The organism is Microbulbifer sp. MCCC 1A16149, from assembly GCF_050368945.1.
Taxonomy (GTDB): Bacteria; Pseudomonadota; Gammaproteobacteria; order Pseudomonadales; family Cellvibrionaceae; genus Microbulbifer.
Map to the genome: position 1 here is coordinate 2230371 of NZ_CP185959.1, position 17950 is coordinate 2248320.

A 17950-nucleotide genomic window follows, 5' to 3' on the forward strand; every position below is an offset into this window, starting at 1 on the left:
ATCTTAAACCTACCTTTCCTGCCATCTTCGTGGACTACTGCCACTTGAAATAAAGACTAAAAATACCCTTAACGATCTATTCAACAAACAATATGCTTCTCAATTGCTGCACGAACCACGCCAGGGCTGAAATGCGAGTCTACATATGAGGGCCGCTCAACAAGCTGCGCCCTACATTCAACTTCACTGGTATATAATTTGAGCAACTCGGAGGCAAATTCTTCGGCACCATCGGCGATTGCCATCACAGTATCGGCTGCAGGGATACCTTCCGCACCAATCGGCGTAGTAACGAGTGGCACCGCCGACTGAATAGCTTCGAGCACCTTCCCTTTCACACCGGCACCATACCGCAGTGGTACGACGCAAACCCGAATCGAGCGATACAGCGATTCCAGCTCTCCGTCGCTGACAAATCCGTGCACTACGACACTATCTGAAGCAAGCGAGCTGATAGCCTCTGGCACATTGGAACCCACCACATGAAGCCGAACGCCCTCAGCCTGGGAAAGGACTTTAGGCATCACTTCATTAACAAACCAGAGTACTGCATCGACGTTAGGCGCATGAGTAAAACCACCAACGAACAACAGATCCTTTCTCTCTGAGAAGTCAAAATTACCGATATTGGGCGCGTCTAAAACATACAGTGGAAGCTGAGCAACCTTAGTTCCCGGGGAACTCTCCTGAACCGCGCTTACCTCAACGTCAGAGGGATAAAGCACCGTATCCACTTGCTCGAAAATCCGATGCTCGCGCTTTTTCCAATCTTCAGCCGCCTTAAGCAGTTTGCTATTACCGGTAATTTCTGACTCACGCTCGGTCCGTAAATAGTGCAAGTCATGGCCAAAATAGACCAGGCGAGGACAATTTTTAAGCGACTTAATATCAGCAATAAAGTCTTCGGTAATATGCGGACGATGCAGATAGATGACATCGAGATACTCCGCATTTTCCTCGAGCCAAAGCTTCCAGTTTCGCGCAAAACGCTCTCCATAGAGAACTTCAACACCTAGCTGCTGCAACGTTTCTGTGTAGGGTTGATGTGGGAAGAAATTCGCCCCCAAGAACTTAACCCGGTAGCCCATCTCCACCATTGTCTTTACATAGAGAAAGGTAGACCGTGATCCTGCGTCCTTGTCATAGAACGGGACATAGTGGTCAATAAACAGTACTGTTTTCTGACTAGCAGCCCTTTCACGAGCATTAAATACATCTACACCGACGTGATGATTTTCCGAGTCCAGGACCTGCTTCCACTTATCACGGAAGACGCCCTGGTTAATACGCTGCTGCTTTTTAATACCAGAGTTGATGTCACTACCATGGCTAACCCCTTCAAAGTGCACAACTCTAGAAGCAGGCTGGTAGATTGTGCGCAAACCGCGGGCGCGAATCTGGAACGCAAGATCTGTATCTTCGTAATAGGCCGGGCAAAACAGTTCGTCAAAGCCGCCCAGATCGTCCCATAGTGACTTCTCCAACATCACACAGGCGCCGGAAATATAATCAACATCCTTCAGATAGTTATACTCCGGCGCATCCGGACTTTGACCGCGGCCAAAGTTCCAACCGCTACCGTCACGCCAGATAATTCCGCCCGCTTCCTGCAACACGCCATCTTCAAACAGCAGTTTTGGACCAACAAGGCCAACATTCTCTTGTTGTTCAAACACATCCAAGAGCGACTGCAACCATCCCGATTGAGGATTGGTATCGTTGTTGAGCAACAAAACATACTTGCCACGCGCTGATTTGGCAGCGTTATTACAGTTCTTTAGGAAACCGAGGTTTACTTCGTTGCGTACAACAAGCAGATTTTTTACCCGATCACCAATCGTTTCAGTAATATCGCTCGATTGATCGTCCGCGATGATGACTTCATATGAGACATCACTCGTATGTGCGAGAACAGCCTGTAGACAGGAGAGCGTAGTAGCGTACTGGTTATATACTGGGACGATAATACTGACGAACGGGTTTTCATACGCGGGAAAAACTAACTCTTCGGACTCACAGGACTCACTATCCACAGGGAAAATCACCGGATTCTCTGCAACATTCCCGTCGAGAGGAAACCGCTGCTCAATCCACGCAGCGCCATTCAACTGCTCCATACCCAGCAGTACACGGATTAGACGCTTGAAGCGGTGCCAGGTGAAAATACGTAGACTTGCATAGGGATTGGCAAGTGCATAGCGCACGACTTGGAGCAGATACTTTAAACGGCTAAAACCACGACCCTCGATTGCTGCTAGATCTCCAGCATGGTCGCTCTTGAAAGTTCTATTTTCAGACCAAAGACTATGAAGATGCCCGGTTTCACCGGAACCGGAAGTACATTTTTCCATAATCCAGTCCGCGGCCCTCATGAAGCGCCCCACTAACCCACTCAGCCCACTTCCGATTGTGGCTTGCTGCTCGACTAAACGCTGGTATAGAAGGGAGTTTATATCTTCCAGCGCCTGGAGATCCGTCTCATCAAGTTGCTCCACCTCAGAAGACAGACCATCCTCTATGAAACGAGCATATTGCGACGAAAAGTACTCTGACTGATGTATTGAGCAAACCTTCTGCGACATCATATGAGCGAACCTGCTCCGCTCTTCAGCAGGTAAGCGAGCTAACTCAAGAGCTTCGTCGAGATACCGTCGACTCCCAACAAATGGTATCCGACTCATAATACGCTCAAGAGCAAAGGCGGCTCGGCCTAACTTGCTCTGGGCAACCTGATCCATTCCAGTGGAAAAACGTACCACCTCACCGGCTAGATACGAATTTTTTTTAGTTTCAGCGTCATAACTATCGCTTATGTCACGCTGTCGAGCGTCGGATTGCTCACTACACATTTCATTCATTGGGTTTGAATACATCTAATGCTGACATCTCAGGCGTATTTGTCGTGTTCTTTCAACACGGCCTGGAAATCAATTCCACGCTCTTCTTGAAACAGTAGCGCAGCCTCATAAAGTTGCGTCAGCTCACTTTTTGACGATGCACGAAACGTCGCATAGCGAATACATCGTTCTATATGGCCAATGAGCCGTCCGAGTAGCGACCGGCGGAACATATAGACTTTTGCATAGGAAACACACAAACGGTGAAACAGATATTCACCTTTTTCTTTTTCTGATTTGTATTTGTCAAGCAGTAGCTGCTCTACAGAATCACTCATAAAATCACCGAGAATTAAAACTCAATTTTCTTTCGGAACTACAGCGTCAAAGCGCTCGCAAGCGTACTTGTAAAGCTGTATATCAAGCTTGTTGCGATCACACAGGTCACCGTAGAGTGCTTCGCCAAGTTCTTGCCGGACAGTCATCAGTTTTTCTTCCAATTGCACTGCAGCATCCTGAGAAGTGTTTACCTGCCTGTTTACAACTTTTAGCTCAGGGAAGTGGTACTGCAAGTAAAAATGCATACGTTGCAATGACTCGTGGAAACGCTCCACTAAGCCAAAGAAAGCCAGCTCATCGAGAAAACTCTTGGCCCGCTCCAATCGCTCTTCCGGAGCCGATCCGTGTCGCGGCTTTTCGCCTTCATAGGCCTCATTCGACAACTGGAAGACCTGGAAATTACTTATGGGCCCACTATTCTTCGGGTCAAGCTTTTCTCGAACATAGTCTGAAAAGCTCCCTTTAGGCTCAGTGAGTCCAAGTTGCTTTTTCCACTCAAATAGATATGCCGAACGCGCTCTATCGAGAGGGTGACGGAGAAAAACCAAAGGAAAGACTTCGAATTTACCCTGAGGCAGGGGCGGCATCACCTGATGCGAAGATATAGCCCTTGCCCCCGGGTGATCATTGATGAACACCTGCATATCCGCAGGTAAGATCTTCGCCGAGGATTTTTCCTTGTCAAATTTCAGCCAAGTATCATCGAAGCTCTGTTTGAGAATTTCATCAATCGAGGAACCCGCATTTTTAAACAGGTGGTAATGTAAAATCAGTTTTCTCACTCAAAGCCACCAAATGCTAGTCAGGCCGACTGCCCTTCCGTATCAGTCACTTGATAGCCGGTTACAGCAAGGCCCAATTTCCGCTGATCTTCACCCTTACCTAACTCCGCCGGACTCAATGTACGAACCAACTTCACTTCTATGCGTGTGGCCCGGGATCCCTCATTTGCCGGGATAAGACAAACCAACCCTCGAGTTTGGCCGTCAAAATTTAGATCTACCTGCTGAGCCGCCCCATCCACGAGGATTTGAGCTTCCTTCAGAAGTTCATCATCGTCCATCGCGGAAATAAAACCGAGGCGAAAGGTTTTGTCTACATTCCGCAGTACTGGTACGTCGAATACGATCTCCGGCGCTGGGCCTGTCCAGCTATACGCCAAGCCTTCAGGAGTGTATTCAACACCGTACATATTTTGGCTATCGCCAAATACCGCCGCTGAAACATCTAACTGTGCCTGCGGCGCATAGTTGTGCTCCGCGACTGGTTGAGACATCGCTGTACCTGACGTATTCAAGACAGTCTTACCAAGCAAGACCTGCTCTAGCACCTTGACCCGAGCAGATATCTGCGACTGATTTTCAACCAACACATCAGTGACTGCTTTCAAATGGTCGTATGGGTTCGCGCTAGCCTCAATGGCGTCGATGACTTTTGCCTGTAAGATCTGGACATCGTCTTTTACCAACGCTTCGAAATAGCGTAAGTCTTCGGCCAATGCCTCGACTCCATCACGCTCCGAACTGCTCATTTTCTGTACTCCAACTTTAAGTTCAAGCGACCCTGCCTAGCCTAGGCCAGTCAGTCTTGATATAGGAAACGGTTAATTATAGCGGTGAATGGGCAGCGAATCAGCTGGATACTGCAGAATTTCGAAGTGAATCACGCGTATTACACACCAAGCGGCATCACCGATACATTCTCGAAACCATCTCCGAGAATCCATACAGTTTACTAAAAACACGAATATGATTAATGCTAGCTATGACGTAGAGTCCCAAATACGTTCCAGTCGAGTATCAAGTAGCAACTAACAACCACGCCGCGTTGCTAGGCTCGCTGCGCCTGCCAACTATACGCCTTGAACTCATCAATCAGCAGTGAGAGCCTGCTTCAGTATCATGTTCAAGCTGCCCCGAGCCCTGCGGAGTTACAATACGGCATATTGGCCAGCCACCTTATACCGACATATTCACAATAAAGGGACCTTATACGGTAGGACCATAGGCTAAACCATTAAGCGGCACCAGCATTTGCGAAGCAAATCAGAAGCGCGAACATCGATACAGTACCAGCCCCGACTCCGCAAGGTCCTCCGAGTAAAAGGAACGATCTCTAGCGCAAATTAGCCCCGAGATCCCAGATCCGCCACTAGACAACAGTAGGGTAAAGCTTACTCTTCTTCAGTAACGAGCTGATAAGAAGTTTCGAGAGTGACTCATTACGATCTAAAGCATTGTACCGAGAAATAGCCAACATCAATCTATCAAAGTCCCCGAGCTCTACAGCTGAACGCAAAGCTAACGCAGCTATATCCTCATTACACCTAACTTCCGCTGCCTTGTTGAACTCCTCGAGTGCCGCGGAAAAATCACCTAGCAAGAATAGACACTTACCCTTAAGGCGATAATAAGAAAAGGAAGAGCCTGATTTCTCTATCGCACACTCAATAGCATCCAAAGCCGACATTACTTCCCCCTTATCAAACAACTCACGCGCGAGTACGTAGTAATGCTGTGGAGTCTCATTAATTAGAGAGGAAAAGTCTGACTCAAACTCATCTACTGATATTGAATTATCTAAAAATTGAGAAACTAACTGGCCCAGCATGCCGGCCTGCTGCAATGCAATACCAACGGGATGTCCGGCACCGGACAGCTTCATTTTAGTTACATTGGACTGCGCAGGAAATTTCGAGATATGTTTGGAGTCATCATCATTAGGATCATAGGCCAACAATATATTCGCACTATGACTCAACGCACGGCACATATCATCGAATATAAAGTTAATTCGCTCAGCTTCTTTCGCCCAGCGAGCCTCAAACTCCACCTTCTTTCGATCAATTGAAAACTGAGGGGATAGCGCGATTACCTTATTCAACTTAAGAGCCGAGCTAAACAATAGCGCTCCGTACGCTCCCATGCTAGACCCATACCCAACGCGCCAGGAAAATCTAGAAGCTATAATTTCGCCGATTTCCTTACAAATTGGTAAAAATTCTTTGTATTGCCACCAGTCATTTCCGACACAAGAAAAATGCAAATGAGAATAGCCGGCAGCAGAAACAAACTTCTCGGCGAAACGCGCTTTAGCTGGAGGCTTTGCCTCCCAGTTATCGAAAGTGACAAAAACAAGGTTTTCATCTCGTAAAATGAACTCAGCAGAAAATTCACCGGTACTTAAGAGCTCAACCCATCCACTTTTATCGCCTAATTGAATTAGAGCGTTTAAATTTGAAGCTATCACCAGACACTCACCATCTATGTCTCATTATTGGTTTAAATATAGAATTTAATAATTCCACTCTGGTATTTCTTCTCCCAAGAGCTTAAACAAGTCCTCATTTTTTTCTCTATAGTAGTCCGCGAGCAAAGCTTCAGATTTTCTATCAATAGGCTCCCGGTACTTATTAGAATGGACCCTTCTAGGTTTAATATCCAACGGAGTATCAATTACGAACTCCCCTATCTCCCTAAATTCAGCTGTAGGCTCCAGCTCCATTCGCTCTTGAATTTTAATTAAAATATTCTCCCGCGGAAATATTTTAAAATACGGTGCCAGCTGCTTGGAGTAACAACCATTTTCAGTGTAATGATGATTGTTTTTAATGCTATTGACCGCTGTTTCGTAAAAACTACTTTTTATTCTTTCCGGATTATCCGCCAAAATATCCTGATATCTAGAATAGGCCCGAGCTACAGGGTTTCTGAGCGAAACTATAATTTTCATTAGAGGGTTATATTTATAGATTCTACTCGCAGACTCTAAAACAGACATATATGATGGACTTTTCTCGATGACAACACTATGCTCAAATACAGATTTTTTTTCACCCGAGGATTTTTCATAATTTTTCTGCAATTGGTTGTGATACCATTCAACTCCCTTTTCATGGTGAACAGAGAAGAAGTGATGCTCTTTAATCCCCCCCCAGACATTATCCACCTCGGATAGGTGCCTAATGATTGCTGATGTGGCCGACTTCTGAGCCCCAATCACGACGACATTAACTAGATCCCTGCAATTCATTTTCCTCTCCATTTCTTCCAAAATCTATTAGATACGTACAATTCGGCAGGGCTGATATTATCCCTATTGAATTTAATTCAAATTAATACAAAGTAGCCGCCATAAAACTAGACCCAATCTCTTCGAGACTCACCACCAAATAACGATTGAGTTCTGAAATACAACCACAAACATTAAGCTGCGTAGTACGTTTTATACCAATTTACAAAACTTTCAATCCCCAGCTCAATACTAACGGAGGGCGAAAATCCGTAATCTCGATTTAAGCAAGAAATATCAGCATATGTAGAGACAACATCTCCATTTTGCATCGGCAAATACTCCTTTTCCGCTTTTTTCCCGAGCGATTGCTCGACACACGAAATAAAAACCTCCAACTCAACTGGAGTGTTATTTCCAATATTGTAGATTCTATGCTTGTCTTCACCTTGACACTCTAAGCTAGGAGAAGTTGCAACCCTAAAAACTCCCTCTACTATATCTTCAATATATGTGAAATCTCTTTGCATCTTTCCATTATTGAACACCTTAATTGGCCGACCATTAGAGATTGCATCTACAAAAAGGAAAGGTGCCATATCTGGCCTACCCCAGGGTCCATAGACAGTAAAAAAGCGCAAGCCTGTAGCGCGAATTCCATAAAGGTGACTGTACGCACTTACCATAAGTTCATTTGATTTTTTAGTTGCAGCATAAAGCGACGCAGGATCATCAACTCTATCAGACTCTGAAAAGGGTATCTTACTATTCAGCCCATAAACAGAACTTGATGATGCATAAACCAAATGAGAGATGCTAGAAAAACGACATCCCTCAAGAATATTCATAGTTCCAACAATATTAGAATCGATATAAGCATTCGGATTCTCCAATGAGTAGCGAACTCCCGCTTGAGCAGCCAAGTGAATCACCTTATCGAAGCGCATACTTACAAAAAGCTTTTTTACAGCAGCCCTATCCGCAATATCTAATATATGAAACTCAAAATTTTTATGGTGCTGAATTGAAGAAAGTCTATCATTCTTCAATCGCACACTATAATAATCATTAAGATTATCCACTCCTACTACATCATGGCCGAGTCTGCACAAGCGATCGCTCACTGCAGATCCAATAAAACCTGCCGCACCTGTAACTAGAAACTTCATATTTTATCCTAGAGCTAACCTCAACTATCCGAAAAACATTAGAGAAATCAAATAGTCATCAAGCCGAATACCCTTCTCCACGCAAAGTACGGAGCATTAAAATTAAACGTGATCAAAACGGTCAAACAACAAGTTTCTCGCGCTCCTCCAAAATACGGTTAAGGGACTTTCTGGATTTGAGGACCCTCTTTTGTATCGGATTTAAGGAAAAGCTCCTTTCAAGAATCGCATATATGTCCGAAGAGATGCGGTAATTTCGTCGATTAATAAACTCAGTTTCAGCCCCCAGAAATCGAAAGAAAATGTGATTTTCTAATGAGGAGCCATAAAACGACCTGACGACTTGCGATAGGTATGTGGGAAAAGAGGGGTTATCAACATATAAAAAACTGAATATGTTTTCGGCAAATTTTTTCCAACTTGCGTTGCGCACCTTATCCCGACTCGATGAGCACTCATAATCGCGATAAATGAGTTTTTTAATATCTTCAACCTCCGGGGAGACCGGCAACATATTTCCATACAGTGGGCCAGTTAATAGATCTCTGACAAAACCTGTATCGGTAGCAATCGGGATCAGGTCTAGGGCCATGGCCTCCATCAAACCGATCGGCCCCCCCTCAAAATCCGACAGCATCAGATATTTAGAGCTCCTAAGCATCAAGGATGGATACAGCTCATATTCTACTTCATAAAGATTGACATTGGAGTATTGCGATATTTTTTTTGCAAATTCAGATCGCGACCAAACAATCCCCAAGTTATCTACATCCTCAGCCCGTGGACCAATAATGTTAAATTCTATGTCCGGGCAAATCGATGCAAGCTCAAGTAAGAGATCAGGTCGCTTCCGTTCATAGCACGCGGAGACGAACGCAACACTATTTTGTGACCTTTCCCCCTCAAGCCCCAATAAATTTTCATCGTACCCGCCAAGCACAACAGTCACATTTTGATGGCTCAAACCCGCCGCCAACAGTTCATCTCTATTCTTTGAGCATGGACAAATCACCTTTGTACCATATTCATTACAGAGTCTTGTGAAATCTCTCAACTCAATTCCGTGTTTGGTATCAAAGTGTGTATACCAAACAACGCAATACGAGTTAACTCTACTACTCACTTTCTTTACCAAATGGTAGTAGTTCGAATAATGCATAAAAAACGCAACATCACTAGGAGGGAATGTATGATGCAATTTATTCCCGCCATATAAAAAATATTTCGTTGTTAGCAAACCCTTCGATTCCATCTCCGCCGCAATATGCGAAGCGATCTTATCGAGAATCCAACCCTCGTTATAAATCGTCATAACAAAGGTGACATCTATTCCCGAGCTGGTTAATGTCATACTAAAATCCCCGCAAACTCTAATATTTTTTTCTGCCTGTTACCCCAAGATTTATCAGATAAAATTAACTCATAGGCATCTTCATCTACAGAGTTTTTATTACCGAATTCTACTGCTGCCTTAAGTGAACCAACTAGGCTTGTGACGGAACTCGGTTGATATGAGTAAACTCCCTTTATACCTAGATATTGGAGAGTAACGCTTGTCTCCGCCGATACAATCGGTTTATTGTAATTAAAATATTCAAACAACTTTAAGGGCGAGCTATTTTCTGTGCTATAACCACTTGCTCTGCTATAGAGTAGAACATCGCACCGACTTGCAAGAATCCTTCTCATGTCCTGACTTTTCAAGTACCCCAAAAAGTCAATATTATAAATATCTAACTGGACTGCTTGCTCAATAAGTTTATCGATTAAAGCCTGGCGACCACCGATCAAAATAAACTTGTAATACGGAAGGAGCTTAGCCGCCTGAAAAATAGTTTCGATATCGCGCTCTGGCTGTAAGCCACCAGCATATCCGATAGTTGGAGGTCTACCTCTCCCGTCTCGCTTTAGACTTGAAAAAATAGAGTCGTCATTAGCGAAGTTTTGAACTCCACTATCCATACAAATTAATTTACTTTTTTTAACAGGGCCCAAGTAATATGCATCTCGAATTTTTTCCGTAATGCATACAATTGCTTTAAAATGCTCTGAGTGAGACAACTCCATAATTCTCTTACGAGCATTCACCTGAGCATCTTCATCGTGATCTTCAAAAATAACGCCCTTACCGGCCTCTATAGCACGCGCGGCTAGGATTGGATCCCGAGTATGGACATCGGTTAATTGCGGAAGAATAGATGTTTTCAACAAATAGTCATAAATAAACGACTCAGCACCTTTCTTATAGTATTTATTTGGGTTAAAAGTAGGCAGTATATTTGTCGTATCGACGCCATAGAACCGCGCAACTTCCTTTTGTACCCACTCGGGTTTTTTTTGATACGGTATTGGAGTTTCAGAAGCATTAGCAATTAAGAACGACTGGGCTCCCGCGGATACACATGCGCTGCATGTGTTCGCAGCCCAGATTGTCCTTGACCTAGCCTCCTGGATAAATGGGTCTGTAAGGAGAGCACTAACTCCGATCTTTCTATGTTTTAAACTCATTTTTTATTCACATTCAATTAGGCTATTTCCACATAATCTTTCAAATAATTCGAGGTACTTCCTAGCTTGACTAGCTATATCTAAATTTTTCTCAGCCCAATTTCTACAGGTGGAAGAATCAATTTTACCTCCCAACACATCTATAACTGACTCCGAAAGACTTTCAATGTTAAAAGGAATCGCAAGGCTTCCCGTCACCCCGGGAACTATAACATCAGGCATACCACCTATATCGAAGGCGGCAACAGGAGTCCCGCACGCTATACTCTCCAAACATTGGTTTGGTAAATTATCTTCGACATACGGTAATAGAGTAGCATCCGCCGCAGAATATGCTTTTGCCATCTGATTTCGATCGGCCAAGTGGCCCAGGGATATCGCTTCAATGGGCAGATGTGGAAGAACGGATGCATCACCTCCGGTTATTAAAAGTGTTAGCTCATCAGGTGAAAAATATCTTGGGACGAGAGCCTCAATTAATTTAGGGAGAAATTTGGCTCCCTTCCTACTATCGTTTACGGACGCCGCACCATACATGAGAATCTTTTTTCCCTGCGGCAGCCCCATTTCCTCCCGGACTTCCGATTTTATGTATGGCCGGAAAATATCTAACTCTACGCCAGTTTTGATAACTTTAATTTCAGCTTGTTTTGAAACCACGCTCTGCTCACAAATATTGGCGAGCCATTGACTAGGAGAAACGAAAACTATATTTCTCCAAAGGTTTTTTCTTCGCTGAAGCACCATTGCTGGAGAGTAAAAAAAATCGTCGTCAATCAAGGGGCACGGTGAGCAACTGTCCGTATAGTTACTGCACCCCATGGAGTAATGACAACCACCAGTTAACGGGGCCATGTCCGATAGGCACCAAACAATCGGTTTCCCCCTTTGTGACCACCGTCCTATTTGGAAGTCCGAAATCGCTATCGACGCCCACCTCAACAAGACTACGTCCACTTCCTCCCAAATACGATCTAAATATGTATTTGACTTGGAAGACAACCCTGTTGTTATTGGCACATCAGATACACTTGATCGATATTGTCCTAGCTCAAGCGAAATGCCTTGTTCGACTTCCCCATCGGGAATTTCAAAAACATTCTCACAGCTAGAGAACTTTCTATTTACATATAGTCTCGAGTCCAACCCTTCCGCTAAAAATGCCTTGTGTAGCTTTAATGCGGAAAGTCCCGCGCCCCACTTATCCGTTTCAGAAATTGATGCTATCGCAATTTTTTTTCGTTTCATTTCAATCTGAGAGCCACTAAGCATCTATAATTTTGCCGCACTTTCCTATCCAGGTTTTAATTGCGCTCAGCTAATATTCCGACGCCAAACCAAAAATCGTCATACATAATTGAACGCAACTCATAGTCTTCCTTCTTGATAAAGGATTGATGAAGATTTTCGGTGAGAGAAATTGACGCAACCGATGGAGCGACTCTTAACGGCACGCCAAGTCGCTTTAACTCACGCGATATCCAAGAACTACCAATAGTCGTTGAAGGGCATTTAAAATATCCTACAAGCCAAGCTATTCCGGAAGATTTATTCTCATAGTGAGCAGAGTCGTAAAGAAAAATATATTCAGACAGCTCTGATATCTGACACATTAAACTCTCACCAGACAGGAACTCGTCCACCAATACAACTCTCTGGTCATTTTCGGCAATATGCTTAATTTTATCTGCGGTATTATTTAAACTCAGATCACTGTTATTTAGGGTATACTGGATATAGATACGGTCTTCAGTGCTCAATTGCGGCAAAATGCTTTCTAATGCCCGCGGCAGTTCAAGAAAACCTTTCTCGCGCTTTGCATCACCATGATATAATCCTATCTTACGTTCGCCCCCTGAGGAGAATGACATTGAACGCCTGGATATTGATGAGAAGTCAAATAAATAGCAGGGATGTATTTTCAGTTTTCTTTGAAATACATCCTTATACTGAACCGACAGCTCATAATCTGAGACATAGAAAAACACATCCTCTCTTATACTCAGGTATTTTGCAGCTATTCTATATCCGAGAAACTCTTCAACAGAAAACAAATTCCCATCGAAATCAATACCAGGGTTGTACATCAGGCAAATTTTATGCTTTATTTCAATATTTTTCTTATCAAAGCTTTCCAGCTCGGAAATGGCAATTCCAATTGCGGCCAAATGCTCCCACTTTACTGCAGGGTAGAGAAAGGTGACCCTCCTCTCACCAATCGACTCATTCACTACCACTTCGCACAACATGGCTCGATAGTATTCTTCAGCTAGCTGAGAGGTATATCTATGGGCCTCTCCGACTGTCGGTCTTGACTGATAAAACTGATACAACTTAGAGTCGAAATGTTCGGCCACGAAAATATCTTCAAAAAAATCAAACTCACCAGCCGAATTTTTTCGAGCGTAGAATTTTATTTCGACATTGCCAAGATCTGACCCAACTCTTTTTTGCGCAGCCTCATAGAGCGCATAGTGATGCCCACTGCGCCCCTCTAAGCCCGGGTCCAATACGACAATTTTATTATGGGAAGAAACTTCAACCATCAGTTTTGAGCCGTTTCATTCAATTCTGTTGTTTTCTTGCAATTGAAACCAATCTTAGCACCACGGAATCAACTCTTTGACTACTGGCGTTCAAGTTGGCCTTCTTACTCAATTGATTCCCACTTTTGTGCACTTGCGAGCTATTTCTATTTTGGCTTTGAAACAACTCTAAGTATGCAGACTCCAATTCTTTTTGCATTTGGTCCAACTGAAGCAACGCATATTCCTGTTCGCGCCTTAAAAACTCCAATTTATCGACACTCCCTATTAAAGCTTTAGCAAAATTTACAGCCAAATCATTTTTCGCCAAATCAGCATCCTCTACCGATCTAACTTTATCCAAAAGCTCTGCATACTCTTCTGATAAATCGCCCAACTTAGATACGGCAGAAATAGTAGTTTCAATTAGTGAAGAAGTAGTTTCAAAATAATTTTTCATTTCAACTTATACGCTTTCTATCAATACTTAATCAATTTTTACTTTTAGATAATTTAACATGTTTACCATCAGCCAAGTAAAATATTGACACCCTCACTCACTCGGCAGGGTCGCTCATGTTGTCAATTAAATCTACGGTTTTAAAAGCACATGTACCCATTTTTCTCTCACGAACACTTTTTGAATCTCGAAGAAAACTTCCTTGCGGATCATGAACATAGGAAGCGGTAGTCATTTAAACTAAATCAGAATTCAAAACTTCTGCTTAGCAATAAGTATCTATTCCAACTTCACTTCAATCTAAATATATCTAAATTCGATTTTTGAAGTTTCTTTTCCATTGTTTGATCTACGCCATCTGCTCTTTTAGCTATTTTGCCAGTTCAACTTTGAACGACATGTTTCATAAAAATTATGGTCAATCGGATGGATCAGCGTAAGCCGATGTGGTTTCTTATGTATGCGGATCACATCCCCCGGCTCTGTAATCACCTGATCATGCCCATCACAAGTTACATAGGAATGTGTGGCGTTGTGCTCACTCACAATTATTTTGAACTCGCTACTCCCCTCAACCACGATAGGCCGACTACTTAGTGTGTGTGGGTTAAGGGGAACAACCACAATTGCATCTAACTTCGGATGCATGATCGGACCGCCGCCGGACAATGCGTACGCGGTAGAGCCTGTGGGGGTCGAAACGATCAAGCCGTCGGAACGCTGGGTGTAGACAAACTGACCATCAATATAGAGATCAAACTCAATCATCCGGATATATTCACCCGGGTGAATGACCACATCGTTCAGGGCGGATCCCTTGCCAATCGGCTTGTCATTTCGCGTAACTGACATATCGAGCAAAAAGCGGCTCTCGGCCATATACTTGCCAGAAAGCACTTCGCCTACTTTTTGCTCGATTTCGTCGGGGGTGATGTCGGTGAGGAAGCCGAGGCGGCCACGGTTGATACCGAGAAGGGGGACACTGAATTTTGCCAGCGCACGTGCGGCAGCCAGCAGGCTACCGTCACCGCCGACTACGATTACCAGATCACAAAGCTCGCCGAGCTTGTCTTTACTGGATACGCGTGCTTTGTGGTCGGCGACATCATTTGCCGTATTCTTTTCGAGGATTACGGAATAGCCTTCGCGCTCGAGGTACGCCATCAGGCGCCTGAGCGAGAGCACGGCACTATCGCTTTCTGTTCGGCCAATTAGGCCGATGTTCTGGAATTCTGACACCGCTCCCCCAAAGGTGCCCGAATCAAGGGCCCGCGTAGCTTGCTTTCTTTACCTATTGAACGCTTTTCCGCTGGAATCCCTCATGGTCGCATTTTAACCATTGGTACCATGTTGAGGGATTCGGTTCCACGCAATCGCCCGATTATGCCTTAGGAAAACAGGGGAGTCGAACCACGAGGAACGGGCGTACCGGGACGTACGGTCCCTGCACAAAAAGATTGTTTTTGCGCCAATCTCGTAGAGTCGTTCCGCGCATTAGCGGTCGCCGATCACGCCGCCAAAGATCACTTTTCGGCCAATGCTGTCCACCAGCCTTCATTCTCTAGGTACCAGATGACAGTTTTCTGGATACCCGATTCAAAACTCTCCACTGGCTCATAACCGAGCTCACTACGACTCTTCAGTGCATCAATCGCGTAGCGGCGGTCATGACCAGGACGATCGGTCACGTATGTAATGAGTGCTGTACTATTGCCCGCAGCAACCTGCCGAGCGGATGGATATTTTTTAACCAAGGCCGGTTCGCGCGCGAAGGTTTCATCCATCAATTGACACACGAGCCGAACGATGTCGATATTGTGCCATTCGTTGTGGCCACCGATGTTGTAGTTCTCACCAATGCGCCCTTTCCTCAGCACCAGCTCGATACCTCGTGCGTGGTCTTCCACATACAGCCAGTCACGCACTTGCTTTCCATCCCCGTAAACCGGCAGCGGCTTGTCATTGAGAATGTTGGTGATGATCAGGGGGATCAGTTTTTCCGGGAAATGGTAAGGACCGTAGTTGTTGGAGCAATTAGATGTAGTTACTTCTAACCCGTAAGTATGGTGGTAGGCACGCACCAGATGATCAGAGGCGGCTTTACTCGCAGAATACGGAGAGTTGGGGGCGTACGCAGTGGTCTCTGAAAACGGAGGATCGTTAGGCTCCAATGTACCGTACACTTCATCGGTACTAACATGGTGGAATCGGTGCTTTAGCGGCTCGAGTCCATCGGCTTTGGGCATGTCCAACCAGACTTTCTTTGCAGCCTTCAACAGGCTGTGCGTGCCAATAACGTTGGTTTCAATAAAGGCATCCGGCCCGGTTATCGAGCGATCCACATGGGACTCTGCTGCGAAGTGGACGATGGTGTCCAAACCGTGATCAAGCAATAGCTGCTCAACGAGCGGGGTATCGCAAATATCGCCATGGACAAAGGTATATTGCGGATTGTCTTCGACAGATGCCAAATTCGCACGATTACCGGCATAGGTAAGCGCATCCAGAACGACTACCTGATCTTTGGGATACTTATTCAGCCAGTAGTGTACAAAGTTGGCACCAATAAACCCGGCTCCGCCGGTAACCAGTAATTTTGCCGGCGTGTTTTCTAAGCTCATGTGTTACACCAAGTTCTTAATTTTTCGCTGCGGCCATTTGCTGCATCATGGATTCCAGCTGGCGTCGCCAGTGCCGTGTTTTTAGCCCGTAGTTATGCTCGAACACGGATTTGTCGAGCACGCTGAATGAAGGGCGTGTTGCCGGCGTAGGGTATTGGGATTGGGGGATGGGATTGATGGCGATTTCCCGGTCCAGCAGCCCATGGGCCAAACCCAGTTCCTGTATTGCTACCGCGAAGTCATACCAGGAGGCAACGCCTGCGTCAGTCCAGTGGAATACGCGCGCCCCTTCGCCAGGTGTTTGAAGCTCTCGCTCCCCGGCCTGCCAAAGTGCCTTTGCCAGTGAATGCGCCCATGTAGGAGAGCCAATCTGGTCCGCCACAATGCTTAACTGATCCCGATTTTCATCGGCCATCAATCGCAGCATGGTTTTGACAAAGTTGGCCCCGTGGGACGAATAGACCCACGAGGTTCGGACAATGAGGCTGCCAGGCAAATTGCGCTTCAATAATTCAGCTTCACCGGCGGCCTTGCTGGCCCCATATACGCTGAGCGGCCTGATGGCATCATCCACCAAGTACGGCGACGACTTTGTACCGTCAAAGACAAAATCAGTAGACACATGAATAAGGCGGGTGCCTTCGCGCTTGGCAACAGCATCGGCAATATGTGCCACTGCATGCTGGTTGAGCGCAAATGCGCCCTGCTCGTTCGTTTCCGCATTATCTACTGCGGTATAGGCAGCCGCATTAATCACAAGATCTGGCGAATACTCGTCAATCGCCTGCTCGACAGCGGTGCTATCCAACAAATCAATCTCCGCACTACCTAAAGCAAGCACATCGTAATTGCTGGGCGCGCTCTCCTGGAGCTCCCAAGACAATTGGCCGTTCTTGCCGAAAATCAGTGCTTTGCGCTGTTTACTTGCCATAGGAAAACTTGGGTATCTCTTTGAAGGACAATCCATCCCGATCTTTGCCGGATAACTGTGGCGCTGCCCCAGCAACTAGAGGCCACTCAATACCAACTTCAGGATCATCCCAGCGCAAGCTGACTTCACTCTGGGGATGGTAATAATCGGTGCATTTATAGACAAACTCTGCAGCTTCGGAAGTGACATAGAAACCGTGGGCAAATCCAGCAGGAACCCAGAACTGGCGATTATTTTGTGCAGACAGCATAGTGCCAGCCCACTGACCAAACGTTGGCGAGCCTTCCCGCAAATCAACCGCCACATCAAATACTTCACCGCTCACGACACGGACCAGCTTGCCCTGAGTCTGCTCGGTCTGGAAGTGCAGGCCCCGTAATATGCCGCGGGATGACTTGGAATGATTGTCTTGCACGAACGAAACATCCGCAATCTGCTCGCGAAACCAGGAGTCGCGGAAGGTTTCCATAAAGAAACCTCGCTCATCCCCGAACACTTTGGGCTGTAGGATTTTTACGTCCGGAATATTGGTATCGATGACTTCCACAA

General features: G+C 45.3%; 16 protein-coding genes. All 16 read right to left on the reverse strand.

What is annotated here, in order from left to right; translation table 11 throughout:
* Positions 1–80: 80 nt before the first annotated feature.
* Complete coding sequence (locus tag ACONT6_RS09430; protein WP_428821445.1) at positions 81–2858, reverse strand: glycosyltransferase; 2778 nt, start codon at positions 2856–2858, stop codon at positions 81–83.
* Positions 2859–2887: 29 nt separating this feature from the next.
* Positions 2888–3175 carry a hypothetical protein gene (locus tag ACONT6_RS09435; RefSeq protein WP_428821446.1) on the reverse strand — a complete coding sequence of 96 codons (288 nt, stop codon included), beginning with the start codon at positions 3173–3175 and terminating at the stop codon, positions 2888–2890.
* Between the two features lie 21 nt (positions 3176–3196).
* Positions 3197–3958, reverse strand: coding sequence for a hypothetical protein (locus tag ACONT6_RS09440; RefSeq protein WP_428821447.1), 762 nt, complete (start codon positions 3956–3958; stop codon positions 3197–3199).
* Positions 3959–3978: 20 nt separating this feature from the next.
* Positions 3979–4707 carry a hypothetical protein gene (locus ACONT6_RS09445; RefSeq protein ID WP_428821448.1) on the reverse strand — a complete coding sequence of 243 codons (729 nt, stop codon included), beginning with the start codon at positions 4705–4707 and terminating at the stop codon, positions 3979–3981.
* Between the two features lie 620 nt (positions 4708–5327).
* Complete coding sequence (locus tag ACONT6_RS09450; protein WP_428821449.1) at positions 5328–6425, reverse strand: tetratricopeptide repeat protein; 1098 nt, start codon at positions 6423–6425, stop codon at positions 5328–5330.
* A 45-nt stretch (positions 6426–6470) separates the two neighbouring features.
* The gene (locus tag ACONT6_RS09455; RefSeq protein ID WP_428821500.1) at positions 6471–7220 is read right to left on the reverse strand and encodes a sulfotransferase domain-containing protein; all 750 of its coding nucleotides are present in this window, start codon (positions 7218–7220) and stop codon (positions 6471–6473) included.
* Positions 7221–7381: 161 nt separating this feature from the next.
* A complete protein-coding gene (locus ACONT6_RS09460) occupies positions 7382–8356 on the reverse strand; it encodes an NAD-dependent epimerase (RefSeq protein ID WP_428821450.1) in 975 nt (324 codons plus the stop codon).
* Between the two features lie 121 nt (positions 8357–8477).
* Positions 8478–9707, reverse strand: a complete 1230-nt coding sequence (locus ACONT6_RS09465) for a glycosyltransferase (RefSeq protein WP_428821451.1) — start codon at positions 9705–9707, stop codon at positions 8478–8480.
* Positions 9704–10864 carry a glycosyltransferase gene (locus ACONT6_RS09470; protein ID WP_428821452.1) on the reverse strand — a complete coding sequence of 387 codons (1161 nt, stop codon included), beginning with the start codon at positions 10862–10864 and terminating at the stop codon, positions 9704–9706. The genes ACONT6_RS09465 and ACONT6_RS09470 overlap by 4 nt, the downstream gene beginning before the upstream one ends.
* 3 nt (positions 10865–10867) lie before the next feature.
* A complete protein-coding gene (locus ACONT6_RS09475; RefSeq protein ID WP_428821453.1) occupies positions 10868–12112 on the reverse strand; it encodes a glycosyltransferase in 1245 nt (414 codons plus the stop codon).
* Between the two features lie 56 nt (positions 12113–12168).
* Positions 12169–13410, reverse strand: a complete 1242-nt coding sequence (locus ACONT6_RS09480) for a hypothetical protein (RefSeq protein WP_428821454.1) — start codon at positions 13408–13410, stop codon at positions 12169–12171.
* Between the two features lie 19 nt (positions 13411–13429).
* On the reverse strand, positions 13430–13849 hold the full coding sequence (locus tag ACONT6_RS09485) for a hypothetical protein (protein ID WP_428821455.1): 420 nt from the start codon (positions 13847–13849) through the stop codon (positions 13430–13432).
* Positions 13850–14215: 366 nt separating this feature from the next.
* Positions 14216–15088, reverse strand: a complete 873-nt coding sequence (locus tag ACONT6_RS09490; RefSeq protein ID WP_428821456.1) for an NAD(+) kinase — start codon at positions 15086–15088, stop codon at positions 14216–14218.
* A 284-nt stretch (positions 15089–15372) separates the two neighbouring features.
* On the reverse strand, positions 15373–16470 hold the full coding sequence (gene rfbB / locus ACONT6_RS09495; RefSeq protein WP_428821457.1) for a dTDP-glucose 4,6-dehydratase: 1098 nt from the start codon (positions 16468–16470) through the stop codon (positions 15373–15375).
* A gap of 16 nt (positions 16471–16486) precedes the next feature.
* Positions 16487–17401, reverse strand: a complete 915-nt coding sequence (rfbD, locus tag ACONT6_RS09500; protein ID WP_428821458.1) for a dTDP-4-dehydrorhamnose reductase — start codon at positions 17399–17401, stop codon at positions 16487–16489.
* Positions 17391–17948, reverse strand: a complete 558-nt coding sequence (gene rfbC / locus ACONT6_RS09505; protein WP_428821459.1) for a dTDP-4-dehydrorhamnose 3,5-epimerase — start codon at positions 17946–17948, stop codon at positions 17391–17393. Before rfbC ends, rfbD begins: the two co-directional genes overlap by 11 nt.
* Positions 17949–17950: the final 2 nt, after the last annotated feature.